General features: G+C 38.4%; 18 protein-coding genes, 1 other RNA gene and 1 pseudogene. 16 read left to right on the top strand and 4 right to left on the bottom strand.

From position 1 onward, the window contains the following. Window positions 1-46 precede the first annotated feature (46 nt). The 6 genes from AFK66_RS22895 (at window position 47) to AFK66_RS03895 (ending at window position 5,980) form a co-directional block, all read left to right on the top strand. Window positions 47-352, top strand: coding sequence for a hypothetical protein (locus tag AFK66_RS22895; protein ID WP_007777496.1), 306 nt, complete (start codon window positions 47-49; stop codon window positions 350-352). 250 nt (window positions 353-602) lie between these two features. After that, window positions 603-966: a transfer-messenger RNA gene (gene ssrA, locus AFK66_RS03915) on the top strand. A 166-nt stretch (window positions 967-1,132) separates the two neighbouring features. Further along, window positions 1,133-2,362, top strand: a complete 1,230-nt coding sequence (locus AFK66_RS03910; protein WP_007777500.1) for an integrase domain-containing protein — start codon at window positions 1,133-1,135, stop codon at window positions 2,360-2,362. A gap of 282 nt (window positions 2,363-2,644) precedes the next feature. Next, the gene (locus tag AFK66_RS03905; protein WP_007777502.1) at window positions 2,645-4,201 is read left to right on the top strand and encodes a recombinase family protein; all 1,557 of its coding nucleotides are present in this window, start codon (window positions 2,645-2,647) and stop codon (window positions 4,199-4,201) included. Further along, window positions 4,191-5,087 carry a ParB/RepB/Spo0J family partition protein gene (locus AFK66_RS03900; protein WP_000936465.1) on the top strand — a complete coding sequence of 299 codons (897 nt, stop codon included), beginning with the start codon at window positions 4,191-4,193 and terminating at the stop codon, window positions 5,085-5,087. Before AFK66_RS03905 ends, AFK66_RS03900 begins: the two co-directional genes overlap by 11 nt. Then, window positions 5,084-5,980: a ParB/RepB/Spo0J family partition protein gene (locus AFK66_RS03895; RefSeq protein ID WP_000614783.1), complete on the top strand. Its 897-nt coding sequence runs from the start codon at window positions 5,084-5,086 to the stop codon at window positions 5,978-5,980. The genes AFK66_RS03900 and AFK66_RS03895 overlap by 4 nt, the downstream gene beginning before the upstream one ends. A gap of 1,735 nt (window positions 5,981-7,715) precedes the next feature. Here the strand turns inward: AFK66_RS03895 and AFK66_RS03890 are convergent. From AFK66_RS03890 to AFK66_RS21070, 3 genes are read right to left on the bottom strand one after another with little or no spacing between them, the layout of a single operon-like run. Next, window positions 7,716-9,842, bottom strand: a complete 2,127-nt coding sequence (locus AFK66_RS03890; protein WP_032175260.1) for an ATP-binding cassette domain-containing protein — start codon at window positions 9,840-9,842, stop codon at window positions 7,716-7,718. Next, window positions 9,835-10,917: a HesA/MoeB/ThiF family protein gene (locus AFK66_RS03885; RefSeq protein WP_007777514.1), complete on the bottom strand. Its 1,083-nt coding sequence runs from the start codon at window positions 10,915-10,917 to the stop codon at window positions 9,835-9,837. The genes AFK66_RS03890 and AFK66_RS03885 overlap by 8 nt, the downstream gene beginning before the upstream one ends. Further along, the gene (locus AFK66_RS21070) at window positions 10,910-12,034 is read right to left on the bottom strand and encodes a ThiF family adenylyltransferase (RefSeq protein ID WP_007777516.1); all 1,125 of its coding nucleotides are present in this window, start codon (window positions 12,032-12,034) and stop codon (window positions 10,910-10,912) included. Before AFK66_RS21070 ends, AFK66_RS03885 begins: the two co-directional genes overlap by 8 nt. A gap of 480 nt (window positions 12,035-12,514) precedes the next feature. On the opposite strand from AFK66_RS21070, the pseudogene AFK66_RS23210 reads away from it, so the two are divergent. From AFK66_RS23210 to AFK66_RS03840, 10 genes and pseudogenes are all read left to right on the top strand, one after another. Continuing rightward, window positions 12,515-12,754: pseudogene (locus AFK66_RS23210) on the top strand (IS630 family transposase); the annotation flags it as partial. A gap of 183 nt (window positions 12,755-12,937) precedes the next feature. Further along, entirely contained in the window at window positions 12,938-14,077 is a 1,140-nt protein-coding gene (locus AFK66_RS03880; RefSeq protein WP_007777519.1) for a DNA cytosine methyltransferase, read from the top strand. Next, the gene (locus tag AFK66_RS21060) at window positions 14,070-15,062 is read left to right on the top strand and encodes a DUF4928 family protein (protein WP_007777521.1); all 993 of its coding nucleotides are present in this window, start codon (window positions 14,070-14,072) and stop codon (window positions 15,060-15,062) included. Before AFK66_RS03880 ends, AFK66_RS21060 begins: the two co-directional genes overlap by 8 nt. 544 nt (window positions 15,063-15,606) lie before the next feature. After that, window positions 15,607-16,047, top strand: coding sequence for a hypothetical protein (locus AFK66_RS03870; RefSeq protein WP_007777535.1), 441 nt, complete (start codon window positions 15,607-15,609; stop codon window positions 16,045-16,047). 14 nt (window positions 16,048-16,061) lie between these two features. Further along, window positions 16,062-17,015 (top strand): ankyrin repeat domain-containing protein, encoded by a 954-nt coding sequence (locus tag AFK66_RS03865; RefSeq protein ID WP_007777545.1) that lies wholly within the window; start codon window positions 16,062-16,064, stop codon window positions 17,013-17,015. A gap of 197 nt (window positions 17,016-17,212) precedes the next feature. Next, entirely contained in the window at window positions 17,213-17,602 is a 390-nt protein-coding gene (locus tag AFK66_RS03860; protein ID WP_007777547.1) for a hypothetical protein, read from the top strand. Beyond that, the gene (locus AFK66_RS03855; protein WP_038882246.1) at window positions 17,599-18,846 is read left to right on the top strand and encodes a relaxase/mobilization nuclease domain-containing protein; all 1,248 of its coding nucleotides are present in this window, start codon (window positions 17,599-17,601) and stop codon (window positions 18,844-18,846) included. Before AFK66_RS03860 ends, AFK66_RS03855 begins: the two co-directional genes overlap by 4 nt. A gap of 188 nt (window positions 18,847-19,034) precedes the next feature. After that, window positions 19,035-19,307: a hypothetical protein gene (locus AFK66_RS03850; RefSeq protein ID WP_001594380.1), complete on the top strand. Its 273-nt coding sequence runs from the start codon at window positions 19,035-19,037 to the stop codon at window positions 19,305-19,307. Between the two features lie 49 nt (window positions 19,308-19,356). Beyond that, window positions 19,357-19,743 carry a hypothetical protein gene (locus AFK66_RS03845; RefSeq protein ID WP_001079016.1) on the top strand — a complete coding sequence of 129 codons (387 nt, stop codon included), beginning with the start codon at window positions 19,357-19,359 and terminating at the stop codon, window positions 19,741-19,743. 26 nt (window positions 19,744-19,769) lie between these two features. Beyond that, complete coding sequence (locus AFK66_RS03840) at window positions 19,770-20,090, top strand: hypothetical protein (protein WP_007777557.1); 321 nt, start codon at window positions 19,770-19,772, stop codon at window positions 20,088-20,090. Window positions 20,091-20,226: 136 nt separating this feature from the next. On the opposite strand, the gene AFK66_RS03835 is transcribed toward AFK66_RS03840, so the two are convergent. Continuing rightward, window positions 20,227-20,652, bottom strand: a complete 426-nt coding sequence (locus AFK66_RS03835) for a hypothetical protein (protein ID WP_000065074.1) — start codon at window positions 20,650-20,652, stop codon at window positions 20,227-20,229. Window positions 20,653-20,884: the final 232 nt, after the last annotated feature.

The raw sequence follows: 20,884 nt of genomic DNA, 5'->3' as shown, positions 1-20,884 counted from the left end.
TTTCCTCTGACGGGGGAAGCATACAGCCCTGCACAAGCATCCAATAATGGATACTTATGGGTTACCCCTTACCAGCCAGGGCGGCAACGGGGAGGGTATTTTCTCGAAACGAGTTGAAATAGTTGTAAAAAAGCTCAAAAACAGCCACTTAACGCAAAGCGAAGCGGTTTATGTGTACAAATCCTTAACAAAATGTATAAGCAACGCGGTGCGGTTTGGCAAAAAAATGATAAAAAAAAGAGGGCTTGCAGATTTAAAAATGTGGTCTACTTCGCTTAATTATTTGCTAAGTATCGGAAATTTAAAAAAGTCTACTGGCGTTATTAATGAGAAAAGAAATCATCAAAAATGAATTAATCATCACTTTCTTCAATAAATGTAAAAATATATCCTGTTTCCTATTTCCTGTTATTTAACCCAAAAGCTAATGAATATTTAGCGTGATAATATTCTGCTAGTCAGGCGTTTTGTGAGGTATATCTCATTCTGCTGCAACTACCCTGCCTCACTGCAAAAAGTGCAAAAATGCAGCAGTTAGCAGGCGAAACGATATGGACTGGTCACGCACGGGTAAACTCTGTTATACTTAGCGTTACACTTTTGGGGCTGATTCTGGATTCGACGGGATTCGCGAAACCCAAGGTGCATGCCGAGGGGCGGTTGGCCTCGTAAAAAGCCGCAAAAAAATAGTCGCAAACGACGAAAACTACGCTTTAGCAGCTTAATAACCTGCTTAGAGCCCTCTCTCCCTAGCCTCCGCTCTTAGGACGGGGATCAAGAGAGGTCAAACCCAAAAGAGATCGCGTGGATGCCCTGCCTGGGGTTGAAGCGTTAAAACTAATCAGGCTAGTCTGGTAGTGGCGTGTCCGTCCGCAGCTGCCAGGCGAATGTAAAGACCGGACTAAGCATGTAGTACCGAGGATGTAGGAATTTCGGACGCGGGTTCAACTCCCGCCAGCTCCACCAAATATTGATGTACTGAAGTTCAGTAAAGTCTACTAAGCCCGCACAGCACAAGCTCTGCGGGCTTTTTTACGTCTATTGTAGTCTAGTGAGAATTGCTGAGAACTACGAGTTATGGCACCCTGAATGGGACCCACGAAGATGGGTCCTAAAATCGAGGGTCCCAAACATGGCCAAAATCGCTAAGAAGCTCACTGACACTGAAATCAAAAGCACCAAACCTGCCGAAAAAGAGGTTAACCTTTTTGACGGCGATGGTTTGCTGTTGCGAATCGCTCCCCTGGCGAAGGGAGGGAAGAAAAATTGGTATTTCAGATATGCAGTGCCTGTGACCAAAAAGCGAACTAAGGTGAGCTTAGGAACCTATCCTCACCTTACACTTGCGAAGGCACGAGCTTTACGTGATGAATACTTGTCGTTGCTTACAAATGGTATAGACCCCCAAGTTCATAACAACCAAAAAGCCAATGCACTGAAAGATGCCACGGAACATACATTTCAAGCAGTAGCCAAGAAGTGGCTTGATGAGAAAGTCAAAACGTCAGGCATCTCCCAAGATCATGCTAACGACATCTGGCGAAGCCTAGAGAGAAATATCTTTTCCACATTGGGTGATACCCCAATTAAGGAGATTCGCCCTAAAATGCTTAAACAGCATTTAGAACCCATAGAAAAACGAGGTGTCCTTGAAACACTTCGCCGCATCATATCCCGCCTGAATGAAATTTTCCGCTATGCAGCAACAGAAGAACTCATAGAATTCAACCCGGCAGACAACCTGGGGCAACGGTTCAGCAAGCCAAAAAAACAGAATATGCCAGCATTACCCCCTTCCGAACTCCCTCGCTTCTTGGTTGCTCTAAACAATGCTTCTATCCGTTTGGAAACAAGGCTACTGATTGAGTGGCAACTTCTCACATGGGTTCGCCCAGGTGAAGCTGTTCGCACAAGATGGTCAGATATTGATATTGAAACTGGCATGTGGAACATCCCGGCGGAGTTTATGAAAATGAAGAAGCCTCACAAAGTTCCACTGAGCAAAGAAGCTTTGCGAGTTTTGGATTTAATGAAAGTCATCAGCGGGCATAGAGAGTGGGTGTTCCCCAGTATCAAAGCTCCACTCAATCACATGCATGAACAAACAGCTAATGCGGCCATAATCCGTATGGGTTTCGGAGGTGAGCTTGTAGCTCACGGTATGCGATCCATTGCTAGAACGGCTGCTGAGGAGTCTGGCAAGTTTAGGACTGATGTCTTAGAAGCCGCCCTTGCCCACTCGAAGAAAGATGAAATAATTGCAGCCTACAATCGTGCAGAGTATCTCACTGAACGGGTGGTTCTCATGCAATGGTGGAGTGACTATGTTTCGTCTCATAAATGCAAAGTTATTGCCGCATAACTCTCCCATGATGGATTAACTATCTTGATTTAGTTAAAGAATTAATAATCACACCATTAACCTATGTGGACTAAGCATAGCCATTTACAAATGGGGACATTGAGTCCACATAACGAAAGCTGTCGGTCATATCAGCTAAATAATTCACATCTCTTCTCGATTATCATACACCTCGAAGATCTACCAAATTCGCTCTAATCAATGATAAAACAGTTGAATTCGGTTAAAATTTGATCAATTTTATCCTCTACATTGTATTGAATCATCCATGATGTTTCGTGCATGGCTAGCGAAAATGACAAAAATCATAGAGTTAGGGTCGCGCAGTACTTGAGGATGTCTACCGACCATCAGCAATATTCTTTACATAATCAGTCCGAATATATCAAAGATTATGCTGAAAAGAACAATATGGAAATCGCTTATACCTACGATGATGCAGGTAAGAGCGGAGTCAGTATCGTAGGCAGGCATTCTTTGCAGCAGTTACTTAGCGATGTAGAACAAAAGAAAATAGATATACAGGCTGTATTATTTTATGATGTGAGCCGTTTTGGTCGTTTTCAAAATAGTGATGAAGCGGCATATTATTCCTTTCTATTTGAGAGAAATGGTGTAGATCTTATATATTGTTCCGAACCTATACCCACTAAAGATTTCCCTTTAGAGTCCTCTGTTATACTGAATATAAAAAGATCTAGTGCTGCATATCACAGCAGGAATTTATCTGAAAAGGTATTTATAGGGCAAGTAAATTTAATAAAGCTTGGTTATCATCAAGGCGGTATGGCTGGTTATGGGCTGAGACGTCTTTTAGTAGACGAAAATGGCATAGCTAAAGAAATATTGAGTTTCCGCAAAAGAAAGAGTATTCAAACAGATAGGGTAATATTAATTCCGGGACCAAAAAATGAAATAAAAATTGTAAATAGAATATATGATCTCTTTATAGATAATAACGTCCCAGAATTCATTATTGCTGAGAGATTAAATGAACAGAACATACCTGCAGAAAATGGAACATTATGGACTCGTGCAAAAATACATCAAATTTTGACAAATGAAAAATATATTGGAAACAACATATATAACAAAACCTCATCTAAATTAAAAAGTAGGCTTGTAAAAAACCCCAAACATGAATGGGTTAGATGTGACAAGGCATATAAACCTATTATTTCAAAGAAAAAATACAATAAAGCTCAAGAAATAATTCAGCTCCGATCCATTCATTTGACTAATGAAGATCTATTAGAAAAACTAAAACAAAAATTAGAATCTAATGGAAAACTATCAGGCTTTATCATTGATGAAGATGATACAGGCCCTTCATCTTCTGTTTATAGAACCCGATTTGGTGGTCTTTTAAGAGCATATACTTTGATTGGTTATAAGCCAGAACATGATTACAGCTATCTCAAAATAAATGAAGCACTAAGATCATTTTACTCAGAGATAATTGAGGATTTTAAGGGTGAAATTTTAAAAAGTAACTGTCATATAGACGAGTATAAATATGCCCCAATGCTTTACATCAATGATGAGTTTTTAATTTCCGTCCTTGTTACTAAATGCATACATATGAAATCAGGTAAACTTAGATGGAAAGTCCGGTTTGATAACTCACAGAAAGCAGACATAACAATTGTTATACGAATGAATTCACAAAATATTTCACCTCTTGATTTTTATATCATACCAAAGATTGAAAACGAATATAATAAAATGTGCATGACGGAAACAAACAACATTCGATTAGATCTCTATGGATTTGATAATCTTGATAAACTTCTACAAATTATTACTCGCATGAAAGTGAGGGAACTATATGCTGCCTGAAAAAAATGAATTCCCAATAATTCAAATTGAGATTGCAAAAATAAAATTTCTTAACCCACGAACAAGAAATAAGGTAGTGCATGAAGAAATAAAGGAAAGCATAAAAAAAAGAGGATTAAGCAAGCCTATAAGCGTAAGAGCTATTGATGAAGGCGATTTCAAATATGCTTTAATTTGTGGTCAAGGGAGAATAGAGGCTCTCGTTGCATTAGGTGAAACTATTATTCCAGCAATTATAAGAGATGTATCAGAAGAAGATGCTTACGTTATGAGTTTAGTTGAAAACATTGCAAGGAGAAGACCACGTTCTAATGAGTTATTACAGGTGATTAAAGACATGAAAATCAGAGGACTTTCAGACTCCGAAATAAGTGAGATTACTGGATATTCATCGAACTGGGTGAGCAGTATTAATATGCTACTTGATAAGGGAGAGCATAAACTTCTCTCAGCAGTCGAACGGGGTAATTTGCCTCTGTATCTCGCAGTGCAATTTGCAAGATGTGAAACTGAGGAAGCACAAGATATTCTTACCGAAGCATATGATAAAAAATTAATAAAAAGTCGGGACATTATAAAGATAAAACACATTCTAAATCAAAGAACAGTTGGGAATAAAGGTGCAAAAGCAGCCGGATTTTATTATCACAAACCATCAAAAAGGATGACTGCAGAGGAGTTGATTGAGCTTTATGAAAATAGTATCGCTGAACATAAATCTGTTTATAACAACTCAAAATTCATAAAAACCAACCTACTAATAGTAAATGAGATTTTTAACATCATAATGATGAATAAAAGCTTTCAACATATACTTGAACAAGAGAATCTTTCAGAACTACCATCTCAGATATTAACCCCAGTAAACAAAGAGGTATTAAAATGATTCAGATACGTTTTGGCGATAATTTTATTTACCTGGAAACTAATAAGTTAATTCCATCTAAGGAATTATTAGAAAACGTAAAGCGAAGCCATAAATATCATCAAATAGTTACCTCTATCGAAAGCTTAGGTATTATTGAACCAATAATAGTATTCTATGACAAAGATAAAGATGTCACTAAGATACTTGATGGCCATTTAAGGGTTGAGGCTTTAAAAGACTTAGGTATAGAAAAAGCTCCATGTATACTTTCGAGCATAGATGATGCTTTCACTCCTAACAAACAAGTGAATCATATAAATGTAGTTGAAGAACATAGAATGATAATTAAGTCTCTGGCAAAAGTATCAATTGAAAAACTTAGTGCTGCTTTGGGCATATCTGTTGATGCCATAAAAGATAAAGCGAATGTGATGAACGGCATAGATCCAAGTGTAATTGCGAAACTTTCTGATAAACCTATACCTAAGGCTACATTTGACGTTTTGAGGAAAATGAAGCCAATTCGCCAAATTGAAGCAGTCGGTACAATGATTAATTTTGATAATTATAGTAAAAAATTTGCAATGAGCATCTTGGATGCAACACCGGCATCGATGATAGTAAATAAAGGGAAAAACACTCCCTATAAAAAGGACATAAAAAAAACCATACTTCGTCTGGAACAAGAAATGGCAACAACTTCGGAAGAAACGAAAAAGCTTCAAACCGAGTATGGTTCAGATATGTTGAAATTCGTTATAATCCAGTCATATATTAATAAATTACTTGGCAATTCTAAAGTTCTTCATTGGTTCTTAGAAAACGAGGTTGATTATCTTAATGAGTTAAAAAGAATTTCTAGAATAAATTCTTTGGATGATAAGACTCTTACTGAAAACAGCAAGTCATAGTCATGGTTTTATATAGCCTAAATAAACCAAGAAGTATACTTACACAACGACCTTCACGCCGAAGAAGCTGTCAGATACGCCAGCAACCAAAGCATTACGTTTAAGTGTCAGTCATTGATACGAAGGGATAACTGCGTATCAGCAGCCGGACATTGAGTCGAATAAAGGCTGGTAGAGAGGGACAGTTCTGTGTCACCGGGAGATTCGTCAGAAACATCAGCGGCAGAACAGATGAACCAGCAATTGGTAGTGCACAGAAAACTCTCCAGTATTTAATTATTCAACTTAACACTAAAAAAAATCACATATTTAATATCATAATTTTTCTTTGGTCTACGTATGCGAGAGTTATTGTGGCTTTAACCGGGTATTAGGAGTCGTTTCAGATAAAAGATGTTCTTCGATTCGACTGGACTTGGTAATAGCAATAAGTAATCGTTAATATTGAAGGACGAAAGGCTACTTCAAAACAAAGTAACCTTTCCAATATTCCCATCTATGGGACAAGTGGTACATTAACTGCACATAGTGCAGGATACATATGACATAAAACTTTTTATTTATGGCATACATTATAAATAACTTGTATTTTATGAATGTCAATAGGTTCTTGTTTAATACTTTTAAAATAATTAATTGATTGTTTTTATTATAGCTTCGCTTGTACAAGCGAAGATCCTATTGTTCTTGAATGAATAATGCCAATTATAAGAGAAGCAAGGGCTAACTCTGCGAAGCCGCTGCGCTTGCTTCTCCGGTTTCCCCTTGCTTTTCTTCCCTTCGGTTAGAAAAGAAAAACCTGGTCTTTCTCTTTCAATGTCTGCACATTTACTACAACAGATTAGACAATCGCAACTATTTATTTTATATGGAAAACTAGTGCTTAAATTGCAGCTCTCATTTTTATCAATCATTTTGCATAAGATAAATTTAAGTTTATATACCAAGGCATCCCGTTAGTTTTTACACGTAGGTAAACTAATAGTCAAAATCGAACTTTGAATTGTAGATTCTTTTAATTTAACTCTATCCATCCGGTTAGAGGTAAAGGGAGGTTCATTTCAAGATATCATTGAACACAGTTCCAGATTAATATTATCAAAGAATTGAAAAAGATAATTATTATTGCAATCCGTTAATGAGTCCACTTCAATTTTCCGTTCTTCTTACAGCGTTCTGAACAGTTAAACATATGATAGCTATTTAAAACCTTCGGTAATCTTATCCAATACGGACTTGTCTGGTTTGATAATTACCAGAATCACACTATGCTCTTCAGTCTAATTTGTCAGTGATAAGGAGATCCGACCTATCGAACTTGCGTCATTTCCTAAATTTAGTGATTATAAATGTGGTTATCTATGGTCTTGTTGTGAAGATGTAGGCTGGAATTATCATGACGAACTGCAGCCTACATAAGCCGACAGTACGGCTTTGATCGAATCATTAACTCTTTTATCATCTCAGGAACTGTGCAGACATTCCAGTTCAATTTTATAACGTTCAGTAAAAATTTAAAAAGGTGACAGCCCATGATCTCAATTGCAGACAATCAACCGTCTTTGATGATCATGGGTATATAAGTTTAACAAGATGTCTTCATCTCATGTGATTAAAATATATAACAACACTAATTTAAAAATCGATTCTTAACTCTTCCAAAATATCACCCTTTATATTTCATTAAATTAATATCATAACTACACATACTAATTAGATAGTGTGTTAATTAAATTCATCTAACTGACTCAATGATCTTTTGTTCTATAACTCGCCCACCTTGCTTTCCAGACAAAGGACCAATTAGTACTTTAAAGTCGGCATAGTCATCTGCCTCAGGCCTATGCTCTATAATAACAATTGCATTGAATAATTTAGATTTTTGATATATAAAATTCAGCACCTTCGAAGCCGTCTCAGAATCAAGTCCAGCGACAGGTTCATCAATAAACAATATTTTGTTTGTTTTTCTGGACTTAGATAGTATTTCACATAATTTTATTCTACGCATTTCACCACCTGACAGGGACTGCGTTTTTCTATTAAGTTTCAAATGTGATATTCCAAGATAATGGATAGTTTCAAGAATAGTATTAATCTTAGTGTTATTAAAAAAAGAGCTTAACTCTTTCAACTCAGTATCATATACATCTATTATATTCATACCATTAATCTGAGACTTTACTTCATCTATATTGTGGTCAAACAGTTTACCCTCACATTTATGACATGATATGTAGATATCCTTTTCAAAACCCCTTTCATATTTTATCACGCCCTTACCTTCACAAACTTTACATCCACCAAGTTTGTTTGGAAGGAAATACTCTATATCTAATTTTGTTATATCGGAGAAAAATTCTGCAATTAATTTATTCAAATCCGTGATAGTTGCGACAGTAGAACGTCCTGTATATGATGACAATTTTTGGCTTATATAAATCGAATCGGTAAGACTACAAATAGCTTTAGCTAAAGATGATTTCCCCGATCCGGAGATTCCAGAAAAAACAGTAACACACTCTTTAGGGATACGTATATTTTGATTAATGATGTTATTTTTATTAAGCCCTTCAAAATAATAGTAATCAGATATATTATTTTTGGGATTGAGGTTCCTTTGCGGCTGAATTTTTTCTTTTTCACAAATTTCCCCACCAGAAGAACCAGCGTATTTACCAACATGGATTTGCTGATCAGCAAGATCTATGAAATACTGCGAGTGCTCTACTAAAATAACTGTGTTTTTTTCTGATAATTTTTTTAGCTTTTGAAAGATAACTTCAAAATCGACAGGGTTAATTTGGGATGATATTTCATCGATAACAATCAGAATACCTGTTGTATTAGATGTTAAAAGCCTGCTGAAAATAAGTTTTTGTATTTCCCCCCCAGAAAGACTGGGAATTGAACGAGACAAATTTAAATATCCCAATCCCATATTATTTATTGAGGACAACACTCTAATTAATACTGAGTCACCTATAGTTTTTTTCAGGGTATTACATAATTCAGATATAGGAGATAGTAAAAATTCATCAAATGTAAATCCTAAAACATCAAGTTGGGCTGTTTCTTGGTTAATTCTGCTTCCATTACAAAATGAGCAATTTTCTTCCTTTTTATACTTTGAATTGTTTTGGCTCCGTCCTATATTCGAATTAGCAAAAGACATTACGCCTTTATAAAAAGCTCTTCTTTGCTTCGTTTTTCCTTTGTGTTTAAATCTAAAAGATAATTTCTCAGCGCTTTCTCCATATAGTATTAGGTTTTTCTTTTCAAGTGATAGTGAATCAAAAGTATCATCTACTTTTATATTATTTTTATCACAATAGACCATAAGTAATTGGTGATAATAATCAGATAACTCACCAGTCCGCCAACATAAAAATGGTTTTTGATCTAGTCTACATTTTTCATTAATTAATTCAGATTCATCCACACTAACTATCTCGCCAAGGCCTAAGCAGTGTGGACATTCATTTCTATAATTGTTTATTTTTAATTTATCATAATTAGGTACTGCTACGTTTCTTTTGATTTTTAAAGATGACAAAGCTTGAGCTATATTCAGATATGAATATATAGTTGAACGAGGGTTGTTATTTGTGTTTCTTTGTGGTATCGCAACAGCGGGAATTAACCCACTGAAATTTGCAACTTTATAATCACTTTCATTCAAATAACCGTTTTCTACAGCATCAAACTCATCTTTGCATAATTGATAAATTGATGAAAATGCTAAAGAACTTTTTCCTGCGCCCGAACGGCCATAAATAGCGGTTATTGTATTAAATGGTATAGTAACATCTAAATTTTTTAAATTATGGGTGGCTATTCCCTCAAAAATGATCTTATTCATACTTTCCTCTACACCAATCACATTCAGGATCACGTGGAACATCTTGGACGTTAAAAGATAAACTTCTAAGACTAAATTCGACTCTTTTATTTTCTTGTTGCAAGTGATCTACTTTCCCGGCAAGTAATTTTATAGCGTCCAAGCTTGCAAGGCTTGCAGCCAGACCTGATAGTGGTGAAAATGAACCTAATTTTCGTTTTACCCGGTGCAATTTCTTCACATTAACAAGGTCTTTGCTATTTATTTTTCCTAAAAATAGGTTAAAACAATTAAAGCATGCTGACTTAAATGGAATAATTGTCTGACCGATAAGGGTTTGATGAAGATTATATCCCCCGCCAACTATATGTGGGATATTATGAATCATACTAAAGAGGGCGATTATTTTACTGGTGTAATCCACATTAGGTTCATCAGCGCAGTTTATTATCAAATCTATATCAGAGGGTAGAATATTTCTTTTAAAAAAATCATCATCGATAATGTCATTGATAATGTCAATCTTAATATCTGGAGATATCTTTTTCAAAGAGTTGAGTAACGCTATATTTTTATCAGAGTTAATTTCATCCTCGAAATAAAACTGACGATGTAAATTACTTATATCTACATTATCGTGATCTACAAATATTATCGAACCAACATTGCAATGAGCAAGATACGTTGCCACATTACTACCGACTGCTCCAATACCTACAATCATTACTTTTGATTTTTTAAGATTAATTATACATTCTAAAACCTCACTGGTGGTATGACAGTAGTCTTCAAATGTATTGATCATTCTATATTGTTCAGTGACAAGCTCTGCAGGGTATTGGCAATCTTGATCGATAATTATATTGTTTTCATTCAAAAACAAAGCTAATTTTTCAAGTTGTTGAATATCGATTCCTGAATAATTTGCTACAATTTCTTGAAGAGAAGTTTGCCCATCAAACATCTTTAAGAGTTCAACTATATTTGGAAAGTTGATTTTTATTTTTATACTTTCTCTAATATTGGATTTAAAAAACTCTACAGTATCATCATTTACGACGATACCAATACTTTGTCGCAGTCTAAAATTATTCATTACAGATTTTGCATCCACTTTGTTTTACCAATTCAAAATTAGTCATTTTGCCTTCGTTTGGAAGGTATTCATACCGACTATTTACATATGAAAATGCTGAATCATCCAACAGGAAGTGAATTAATTTCATGCAACTTAGATTAGCTGAAAAACCATTCATCATTGCTAATCCACCAGGCCCTCCTGGAATATAATTATCATAGACAGATTTTGAAAGGTCCAGTTGAGGATTATTGACTATACTATATACAGGCTTCCATCCTTTTAATGCCTTTGAAAACGTATTTTGGGCACAATCTATACAGGGTGTATGTGGAGGGAATATTAATTCTCCTGAACTCATTAAGTGGGCGTCAAATCCACCTGATACATACAGCGGAATAGCTCTTGCTTGTGCATATCTACCAAGTTTTAAAGAAGTATGACCTATATAAGGCTCATCACAAGTATTAATAATCAGATCTGTATCATCAGAAATGATAGAGGATAGATTAGTAGTAGGTATAAGTTTTTCAAAATGTTTTGTTATTATTACTCGACTATCGATCCAACTCAAAAATTCTGACAGGACATCTACCTTTGGTTTTCCGATTTTCTTATAGTTATAATAACAATGCCTTGCTGCATTTGACTTTGAAAGGGACTTATAATCAACCAAAACTATATTTTTAACACCTGCGCGGACAAGTATTTCTATAATTTTGGCTCCTACAGCTCCACACCCAAATAAAACAACCTTTTTGCTCTCCAAGATATGTTGAGTTTCTACACCAGGTCGTTCAAGGACAAAATCGTCCCAAAATGTAATTTGTCGTGAAAAACGAGGTTCAATATCGCAAATGTTATTTACATCATAAATAAAATGTTGATTTAGTAAAAAAGCAATTAGTTTATCGACATCTTTTGAGCGTAGGGACCCCATCTCAGTAACTATATCATTTATAGTTTTTATACCATCAAGGCTGGCAATAAATCGAGCGACATTTTTATTAGTTTTTATTTCTAATCTATCACGCGTTGTCATCACATGAAATGTGAGTTTGACATTATCAGTATTATCTTCATTCGATATAAAAATATCCACAGTTTCTTTTATTTTATATTTTTTGGAGTCCATTGTATATTCCCAACAAAATCGCCCATCAAGGGCGATTTTGAATTTAGATTAATATTGGAGAACGCCGGCGTTAACCTCCAAGTATTTTTCCCAAGCATCTAAATTCGACGCTGAGTTTTGCTCGTCGTTACCAGCTCGCGTGCATACACGAGTACAACAGTCACTACGTTCTCCAGAGCAACCACCCGTATAGTTGGCGGTAGCATTGGTATTGCTGATGACTTCAAATGTTAAATCTAAACACTGCATATCAGGTCCTTTGCAAGTCAATTGATTAGCAAGCTAAGCATTCTCTTTGATATAGCTTAATTTTAAGAAAAAACTTACCCTTCATGATGATTAAATCACAAAACTTCTGTTCATGGGAATGGTAATTTTTTGTGCGGATTCAATGCCAAATCTCATCAACAGATCGTCCTAAATAGATGCTCGGAATAGTAAAACAGTTTGAGGGAACTCAGCACGCACTGAGCGAAGCAGATCGTAGCACTTCTTCTCCGTAGCGAACGATGCCCGATACATAAAACGCTTCATAAAACCCATGACAAGACCCACACCCGCAGATTGATCACCATGCTGATGTAGCATCGTGGTGACCGTGGCAGAGACACTGCCAAAACGCTCAGCTATGCCCGTTCATCCACTGAGCGTTGGATAAACTGGTTTACAGTTTCGAGGATTGAAGACCAGAAATCGTTGCCTACCGGACACTCTCGTCGCTAGTCGTTAGAGCAAATTCATTCAACAATATAGGCTTACATAAATGCGAACTCGCCTAGTCATACCATGAAGTTTAATGGCTATCTTGCAGATGCTAAATAACCAAGGTGGGGTTCCACTGAGAGTATGTACCTAGCTGAGTATTTTGTGGGATGATAGGCACATGAAAACGGGAGACTTTGAGTGAATATTATACCGATTCGGGGCGATGCCGAATGGACCGCTTTGGAATTCTTTGCTGGTATCGGCCTGGCGAGAGCTGGGATGGAGCAGGCGGGAATCAAGACTGTTTGGTCTAATGACTATGACCTGAACAAAAAATCGATGTATGAAGGCCATTGGAAAACTCACAAGCTTTTTCTGGCAGACATTCATACCCTGAATAGCGAAGACCTGCCAACTGCAGATGTTGCTTGGGCCTCTTCTCCCTGCACTGATCTTAGTCTGGCGGGTAAGCGTGTCGGCCTGCGGGGAGGCAGGGAATCGTCCGCCTTCTTCGGATTTACTGATTTGCTTGCAGGGATGAATGAACGCAAGCCTGAAGTGATCGTCCTCGAAAATGTCACAGGCCTTGCATCCTCCCATAACAGAGAAGATTTGAGAGCTGCGGTTAAAGAATTTAATGAGTTAGGTTATGCAGTCGACGCAATCACTCTGGACGCCCGACGTTTTGTGCCACAGTCCCGACCAAGGTTATTCCTGATAGGAGCAAAAAATCCTATTGATGGAGGCGAACAGGATTCGTGCCTGAGACCAGACTGGCTTTCCTGGCTGCATAAAGATGCTGAAGTACGCACCTTCATGATGCCTTTACCTAAAGCACCTGAGCTACTAAGCCAAGGGTTCACTCTTGAGATTGAGGCTATCCCAGACAGCGACCCTCGGTGGTGGAATGCTGATAAAGTTTCTCTTTTTAAAGAGTCCATGGCATCGGTACAGCGTGAAAGGTTAGAACATTTTGTCAATCTAGACTGTACAACTGCCCGCACAGCCTATCGTAGAACTCGTAATGGCATTCCCGTATGGGAAATGAGAGCAGAAGACATTTCAGGATGTTTACGCACAGCACGTGGCGGTTCCTCCAAACAGGCGGTGGTGATCATGGGTAGGGGCGCACTCAAAATCAGGTGGATGACCGGACTTGAGTATGCACGTCTGATGGGGGCTGGCTGGTACACGCTGGAAAATTTGCGCGACTCACAAATTCAATATGGTTTTGGGGATGCCGTCGCTGTTCCTGTTGTTGGCTGGGTCGCCCGGCACATGATCCTCCCTCACCTTGAGGCCGCAAAAAAAGCGCAAGGAATAAAAGTGAATGAATAAGTTGAATTACTCCGAAGCGTATCTTGCAGCGGCGAAAGCCTGGTACGAAGGTGAACGAGCCAAGAGTGGCGCGATAAATACCAATGTAATGAATGCAGGACTGATCGTCTCACGTATGATGGCTGATGGTATGCCTATTACTGACGAACGTCTGTACAGCGAAGGAAAAAGCCAAGTACGAGGGCTCAGTGGTGCCACCATATCAAAGATTCTGGAACAACATGGCGAAACCCGCGTTTTTACCCGTGAAGGTGGGCGTACGTCCAGAGGGACTATTTTCCTTGCTGCTGCATTTCGGGATGTACTTAACAATACTCAAGTAAATGGAAATGAGCCTGTCGACACAAAACTGGTTTCCAACCAGCTCGAAGCTTTCTTCACTCAATGCGTGCGTCTGGACTATTTTGACAAACAGAGAATAACAGTCGACCTAGATTACAACAAGCCAGTTGCATCTGTGGTAAGCGATATTCTTAAAGCGTCGGCGGAACGTTCAGACAAACCCACTGGAGCTGTGCTACAGCATCTTATTGGAGCCAAACTCCAATTGCGCTTTCCCAATGTTAAAATCGGCAGTGACAGAGCCAATGCAGCTGACTTACACACTGACCGTGAGGGTGATTTTCAGGTGGGTACTACTGCATTCCACGTGACCACCGCACCTATGGAGAAATTGATTTCGCGCTGTGTCGAAAACAAACGTGCAGGCTACAGGCCGGTCATCCTAACTCTTGAAAGCAAAGTCATTGCAGCACGCCAGATGGCTGATAACGTTGGTATGTCTGAACAGATAGCCGTCCAGGCAGCCGAAACTTTCATCGGTAACAATATTGAAGAGATTGCTATCTATGACGGCGATAAAATCCGTGAGGGTCTCGCAAGACTGATACGTACGTACAACGTCCGTATCAATACTATCGAGATAGATAAATCCCTTATGATTGATGAGCCTCGTTGGATCGTTAACTTACTGACCGACTCCTGAAATACATAGAGATCAGCAAGCTTAACGAGTCGCTTTTTTCCACCATACCTAATCCCCAGAACTAAAGCACTACGGCTTGGTTGGGCTGGCGTAAGTCTGCACACTGGGCCTTTTGCATTATGATTTACTCAGAATATATAACCAATATGTCGGAAAAGGTTTAAAGTGAATGATTCGTTTTGACGGGATACTTACGATTATCATAGCACCATCACATATTGTGTCTCAGACACAAAGTTGAAAATTAAACCTGGAGTAAAAGATATAACATTCCCCCGCTACAATAAGATTCGCCTCAAACATAAAATCTTTAATGGAACACATTTCCTCCTAAGCATTGGGAAACAAAAACCCACCAATCAACCGCGAAATAAAAAAAACACTTTTTGCTAAATATAAATTTATTTATATAAAACATCGCATTAAATTAATCATATAAAAAGAAAACGTTTACTTATTTTTCATTATTAAAAATAAATTTGATTTTTAATTATTTAATAATATATATTCATTCCATCAATAAAAATAATAAAGGAGAATAAAAATGAAAAAACAAAACCACTCAACCCTGACAAGTTACCTCTCTAAAACAAAAAAGAATACAGACCTCTACCGCCTGTATAACCCGCACTTCTCAGTATTCTGTAAAAATAGCACTGAAGATCATGATTTTTATCTTAATTATTTTTCCAGACATATGGTGACGGAAAGAAACATTTTGACCATATTTGCTATCCATACCTTTTTCTCTTATGGCATGGACAAAAAAGAGACCATAAAAGCCTTTACTCGTTTCCTTAAAGAGGAGAATAACGACGCTTTTTATCAGTCATTTTCTTTTCGTGGCTGCAATATCATTTACACAAACAAAAAAAGAGAAGTGAAAGAGATCTCATGGTTTTCCTTTTCACGGATCTATGACGAGATCGTTAAGATAAAAGAATATGAATACAACAATAATACCTGGCACAAAATGGCCGCTTAAAAAAGGAGCCCCCCATGAGTAACTATACAGAAGATAATTTATTTGACAGCATATCTAAAAAAGACGTCCAGAATTGCATTGCTGCAGGCATTGACATTAACACACTAAATGAACACGGTGAAAACGCCCTTTTCGGTTGCGACAGTATCGGGGCTTTAAAAGCTATGATTGAAGCAGGCATAGCGCTGAACCATACAGATTGTTATGGTAATAATGCCCTGTTTAGCAGAAAAAGCCCACGAACACTGGGGCTATTGATAAAATCAGGTATTAACGTTCATCACAAAAATAATAAAGGCCAGTCCTGTCTTCACTGGCAGCACTACGACATAGATTGTGCGGAACTCCTCATTAACGCGGGCGTTGATATCCACAGCACAGATAATGAAGGTCAAACGCTTCTTTACAACCTCCACGATCATGACGTCTTTGATTACTGGGTAAATAAAGGGTGTGACATAAACCACAGAGATTATAATGGCAAAGCGGTGCTGGACCTTCCGACTGACGACGAGTGGTGGATATATGATTTCAGTATTAATGCCCTCAAACGCCATGTTGACAGAATAGACAGCACACCAGTTTTATTTAAACATATTTCAACTGAGGCGTTGCCTCTGATTGCTTTGCTTCATGAAAAAGGGCGTAATATCCTTATCGCTGAACACTGTACCTTCGCATTATATGTCAAAAACATGAAGTCCTTCTTTACCTCACTGAAAAAATATACCGATATCAGTCATGTTCAGTTTTATAATTGTTATCATGACAGACATATTGGTGTCTATACTGGTATTGAGACAGTAAAATGGTTTATTCGAAATGGTATCAGAGTGGACGACGATATACTGAGACAGCGTGCTGACTCTGATAAAATTTTTGACTATATAAGCGGAAGAGAGAAAAAAGATTTTCTCAAAATCATGAAACCAGAAATCACCCATGCGCCGAAGAGAAAAAGAATGTGATAATTTAGCCCTTTATTCAGCCTGAGCAGGTTTCATTTCATGATAACTGACCTGATAAATCCTGATAAGTAAGCCATTCAGCCAATGGCTTACTTATTTTATTTTCTCTGATTATATGCATTATATTTCACATGACGTATTGACTTATTTACATCATCCGTTATCTGTAGTAATAAACAAACAATACAAGGATAACTATGAATAATGACATAACAAGACTATCAAGGCGTGGAAAATTCCATACTGACAAACTTCCGCCTGATGAAAGACGAAGCCACTGCGTCAGTGTCAGATTAAATGAAGAAGAATTAACTATTCTCGACAGTAAAAGAGGCCAGTATAAAAAAGGGGAATGGTTGAGAATGGCTTCCCTGAACAAACTCCCACCGGTTCTGCCCGAAATAAATCGCGAAGCATGGATTAAACTCGGCAGCCTTTCCCAGGATTTAAATTACCTACTGAATCATCTTGACAAGAAAAGTCCTGACAGCGAACTAACCCGTACAGAACTCTTTGCCCTGCGCAGACAAATCAAAACGCTTCGGGATCACCTTATTCCCTCAACATTTCTGGAGCAAGACCGATGAAAGGCATGCAGAAAATAAAAAGGGGTAAACAGTTTGCAGGAGTGGTGCTTTACAGCCTCAAATCCGGTCCACACCACAACGTTATGCCTTATGTCATCGGTGGTAATATGATCGGAAGTTCGGTGGCTGAGCTTATCAGTGAGTTTGAAATTTCTAAACAATTGCGTCCCGATGTCGCCAAACCCGTCTGGCATAATTCACTTCGCCTGCCAAAGGGAGAAACACTGTCAGCCAGACAGTGGGCGGCATTCGCCGACGATTATATGACCCGGATGGGGTTCACTGAAACGCACCTTCGCTGTTATATCCTTCACGATGATACCGACGGGCAGCATATCCATATCATTGCAAGTCGCATTAACATGGCCGGTGGAAAGCTGTACCTGGGGAAAAATGAAAATCTCATCAGCACCCGCATTATCAGCGAACTGGAGCGAATACACGGACTCACTGAAACAACACCTGCAACCAGCAGTCGCCCTCAGGCTAAAAGAAAACCCTCACGCAATGAGCTGATGATGGCAGAACGAACAGCAGTTCCCTGCCCTAAGTCTCAGTTGCAGACCCTGATTGATAATGTCTTAACGCATCGTCCCGATTTACTGACTTTTATCGACATGCTGGAACAGAAAGGTGTGACCTGTAAACCCAATATCGCGTCGACCGGAAAAATGAATGGATTTTCATTTCAGTACCAGGGTATTGCCTTTAAAGCGTCTCAGCTTGGAAAAAAGTATGGCTGGTCTTCTCTGCAAACGCAGATTGATTTTACACCAGAGCACCTGGCCTTACTGAAAAAAGAGCAACAACAGACTGTACCAGTGCCAGTGCCAGTGCCAGTGCCAGTGCCAGTGCCAGTGCCAGTGCCAGTGCCAGTGCCAGTGCCATCATGCGAGCCTGAAGAACAGGTTGCAAACCGGGAAACGATTCTGGAGAAAATCCTTCAGCTTGAAGAAAAAATTCGTCTGGAAAGACAACAGGAAACAGTGGGTGTCATTCAACTCAGGAGCAAACTGCACAATACAGCTCGTCAGATACCCCGCCAGCGTCGTCTGCATTCGTGGTTTGTATTGCTCGGCCATATTGTGGCACTTCTCAGGCGCAGGGGCATGTCTCTGTTACATGCCACTGCACATCCTTTCCACCAAATCCTGCACCTGCATCTTCTGACACCCTGTCATTCCATGACAACAAATCCCATTAAAGAACAATTAGTTAAAAATAACCCCCATCCTGCACCATAAGTTAACTAATCCATATTTTAGTGATAGTCAATAAAATATTGATCGTTTATATAGATCGATAATCTTGTTATGATAGTTATAACCTATTAACAGAGATCCATCGATCGGTACAAGCAATTTTACTAAAGCGGATCATTCATCGAAAATGTTCAAAAATACATCACCTTAAATCAGGCCACGGAGTCATGATGGATAATAAAACGATTAGCTGCCCCTTCTGCTTTACACAAAGCCCGCACGGCGTGCGGATTTGCAAAGGCTGCCATGCAAAAGTCGCCTACGGTGAGAGTCCGCTCAGTGTGGCATTCCTGTTTCAATTCGTGGCATTAGCTCTCGCCTGGTTAGTATTTTCATTGACCGGCAGCACTCCTGTCTCAGTCATTACGTTTTTTGCCAGCGTCATTATTCTTATCTGCATTATTAAAAAGAAATATGCAGACAGAGTTGTTTTTATACGGTGATATTAATTTCATACCACCGCAAACATAAAAAATTAATATGAGAGAACTTATGAACAGATTCATGATTTCTGTGTTTTTTATTTCTGCTTTCCTTATTTCTGGTTGTTCAACATCAGGCAACCAGCATCTAAAAAAAGAAACAGCACAAAGTCTGCAGTCGAAAATTATAAAAAATAAAACAACGAAATCAGAAATCATTACCGCATTAGGTGAGCCCGAAACCAAAACTACACTTGATAGTGGCAATGAAGAATGGACTTATTCGATGGATAACAATCAGTTTGATGCCACCACATTCATTCCAGTGGTCGGGTTGCTGACAGGCGGTTCACAGACGCAGGCCAAAACGCTGGAAATCGAATTTAAAGGCGAAACGGTCAGTAAGTGGACGATCTCTGAAAACAACAGCAAGATGAAAACCGGCCTTATTCAATAACGTACTCTACAGTCTGGGATTATTTTATGAAAACATATGCATTTACCACACTCATTGCGTCCATTTTTTTGCTGAGTGGCTGTACCGGTGAACCGTCTGAGCAGGATATTTACACTGCGATGAATAAGGTCATGGAGCAGACGAATGCCATCGTTAAATCCATAGCAGGTAAAGATGTCCCGAAAGACGCACTGCGGGAATTAAAATCTGTCAAAAAGCATGACTGCGAAAAACTATCGGATAAAAGCTATAAATGCAATGTAACAGCTGTTGTCGATAACGAAAAACGCACAGCGGCTGTCACGCTGATCAAAAGGGATGATGGCTGGCAGGTCATTGATAAGTAAGACCACAGTAAAACAATCCCGCCAGGCAGGACACCAGACCGGTGGCTCCTGCCTTTTTAATGCCCGGTAATGTCTTGCGGGAAACGACTGCTTTTATGTCACTCTGCCATCCCCTGTCCAGTACGTATCCGCTGCCTCACAGCCTTTTCCTGACCACGGATCCTGGTGGTGTATAAGCCAGAGAACGTGCAATGCGTTTCTTTTCATACTGTGCCAGTAAATCAGCATAAATGTGCTCTGCTTCATCCAGATTGCCTGAAATATAATTCACGAGCGAATTCAGGCAATGCAGTAATGTGTCACTGTTTGCGAGTTGCCTGAGCAGAGGGGCCTTCAGGGTAGAAACGACACCCATAAACATCTGCATGATATTATCAACGTGATAACACGAATTGCGATATTGCGCCCGTGAATAAAAATACTTCAGATGGTATCCAGCGAAAAGCACATAAAGTTTTCTGTAAAAAATATTGTTATTAACACTGTCGCGATGCTGTGTTATATATTTATCAACAACAAATATAAACTTTTCTTCCTGAGAAGAAACACAAATATTACTCATAACCCTCTCCTTTTTTGTTTTTATAATTAAGTACTATCAGCTTTAAAATTTAAATCAATACAAAATTGAAAATATTTTATTTTAAAATGACAACTATTTATTCTTTTAATACTGGAAACAGCTTACGCTGTTGCAATGTTGAGTCCGATCGATTGCATTACCACTTCCTTTTTTCAAAAGCCAGGTAGTTTCCAGATTTCAGATAAAACCCCTTCAGGAATTTTTTTGAGAG

The organism is Cronobacter malonaticus LMG 23826, assembly GCF_001277215.2.
Taxonomy (GTDB): Bacteria; Pseudomonadota; Gammaproteobacteria; order Enterobacterales; family Enterobacteriaceae; genus Cronobacter; species Cronobacter malonaticus.
Note: the sequence above shows the minus strand (reverse complement) of the source record. Positions and strands in the feature narration are given on the sequence as shown.

Excerpts from the sequence above, each read along its gene's own strand:
- AFK66_RS21060 (WP_007777521.1), top strand. The coding sequence starts at position 14,070 with ATGAATAAGTTGAATTACTCCGAAGCGTATCTTGCAGCGGCGAAAGCC.
- AFK66_RS03905 (WP_007777502.1), top strand. The coding sequence starts at position 2,645 with ATGGCTAGCGAAAATGACAAAAATCATAGAGTTAGGGTCGCGCAGTAC.
- AFK66_RS03835 (WP_000065074.1), bottom strand. The coding sequence starts at position 20,652 with ATGAGTAATATTTGTGTTTCTTCTCAGGAAGAAAAGTTTATATTTGTT.
- AFK66_RS03890 (WP_032175260.1), bottom strand. The coding sequence starts at position 9,842 with ATGAATAAGATCATTTTTGAGGGAATAGCCACCCATAATTTAAAAAAT.
- AFK66_RS03895 (WP_000614783.1), top strand. The coding sequence starts at position 5,084 with ATGATTCAGATACGTTTTGGCGATAATTTTATTTACCTGGAAACTAAT.
- AFK66_RS03870 (WP_007777535.1), top strand. The coding sequence starts at position 15,607 with ATGAAAAAACAAAACCACTCAACCCTGACAAGTTACCTCTCTAAAACA.
- AFK66_RS03845 (WP_001079016.1), top strand. The coding sequence starts at position 19,357 with ATGAACAGATTCATGATTTCTGTGTTTTTTATTTCTGCTTTCCTTATT.
- AFK66_RS03885 (WP_007777514.1), bottom strand. The coding sequence starts at position 10,917 with ATGAATAATTTTAGACTGCGACAAAGTATTGGTATCGTCGTAAATGAT.
- AFK66_RS03900 (WP_000936465.1), top strand. The coding sequence starts at position 4,191 with ATGCTGCCTGAAAAAAATGAATTCCCAATAATTCAAATTGAGATTGCA.
- AFK66_RS21070 (WP_007777516.1), bottom strand. The coding sequence starts at position 12,034 with ATGGACTCCAAAAAATATAAAATAAAAGAAACTGTGGATATTTTTATA.
- AFK66_RS03865 (WP_007777545.1), top strand. The coding sequence starts at position 16,062 with ATGAGTAACTATACAGAAGATAATTTATTTGACAGCATATCTAAAAAA.
- AFK66_RS03860 (WP_007777547.1), top strand. The coding sequence starts at position 17,213 with ATGAATAATGACATAACAAGACTATCAAGGCGTGGAAAATTCCATACT.
- AFK66_RS03840 (WP_007777557.1), top strand. The coding sequence starts at position 19,770 with ATGAAAACATATGCATTTACCACACTCATTGCGTCCATTTTTTTGCTG.
- AFK66_RS03850 (WP_001594380.1), top strand. The coding sequence starts at position 19,035 with ATGGATAATAAAACGATTAGCTGCCCCTTCTGCTTTACACAAAGCCCG.
- AFK66_RS03910 (WP_007777500.1), top strand. The coding sequence starts at position 1,133 with ATGGCCAAAATCGCTAAGAAGCTCACTGACACTGAAATCAAAAGCACC.
- AFK66_RS22895 (WP_007777496.1), top strand. The coding sequence starts at position 47 with ATGGATACTTATGGGTTACCCCTTACCAGCCAGGGCGGCAACGGGGAG.
- AFK66_RS03855 (WP_038882246.1), top strand. The coding sequence starts at position 17,599 with ATGAAAGGCATGCAGAAAATAAAAAGGGGTAAACAGTTTGCAGGAGTG.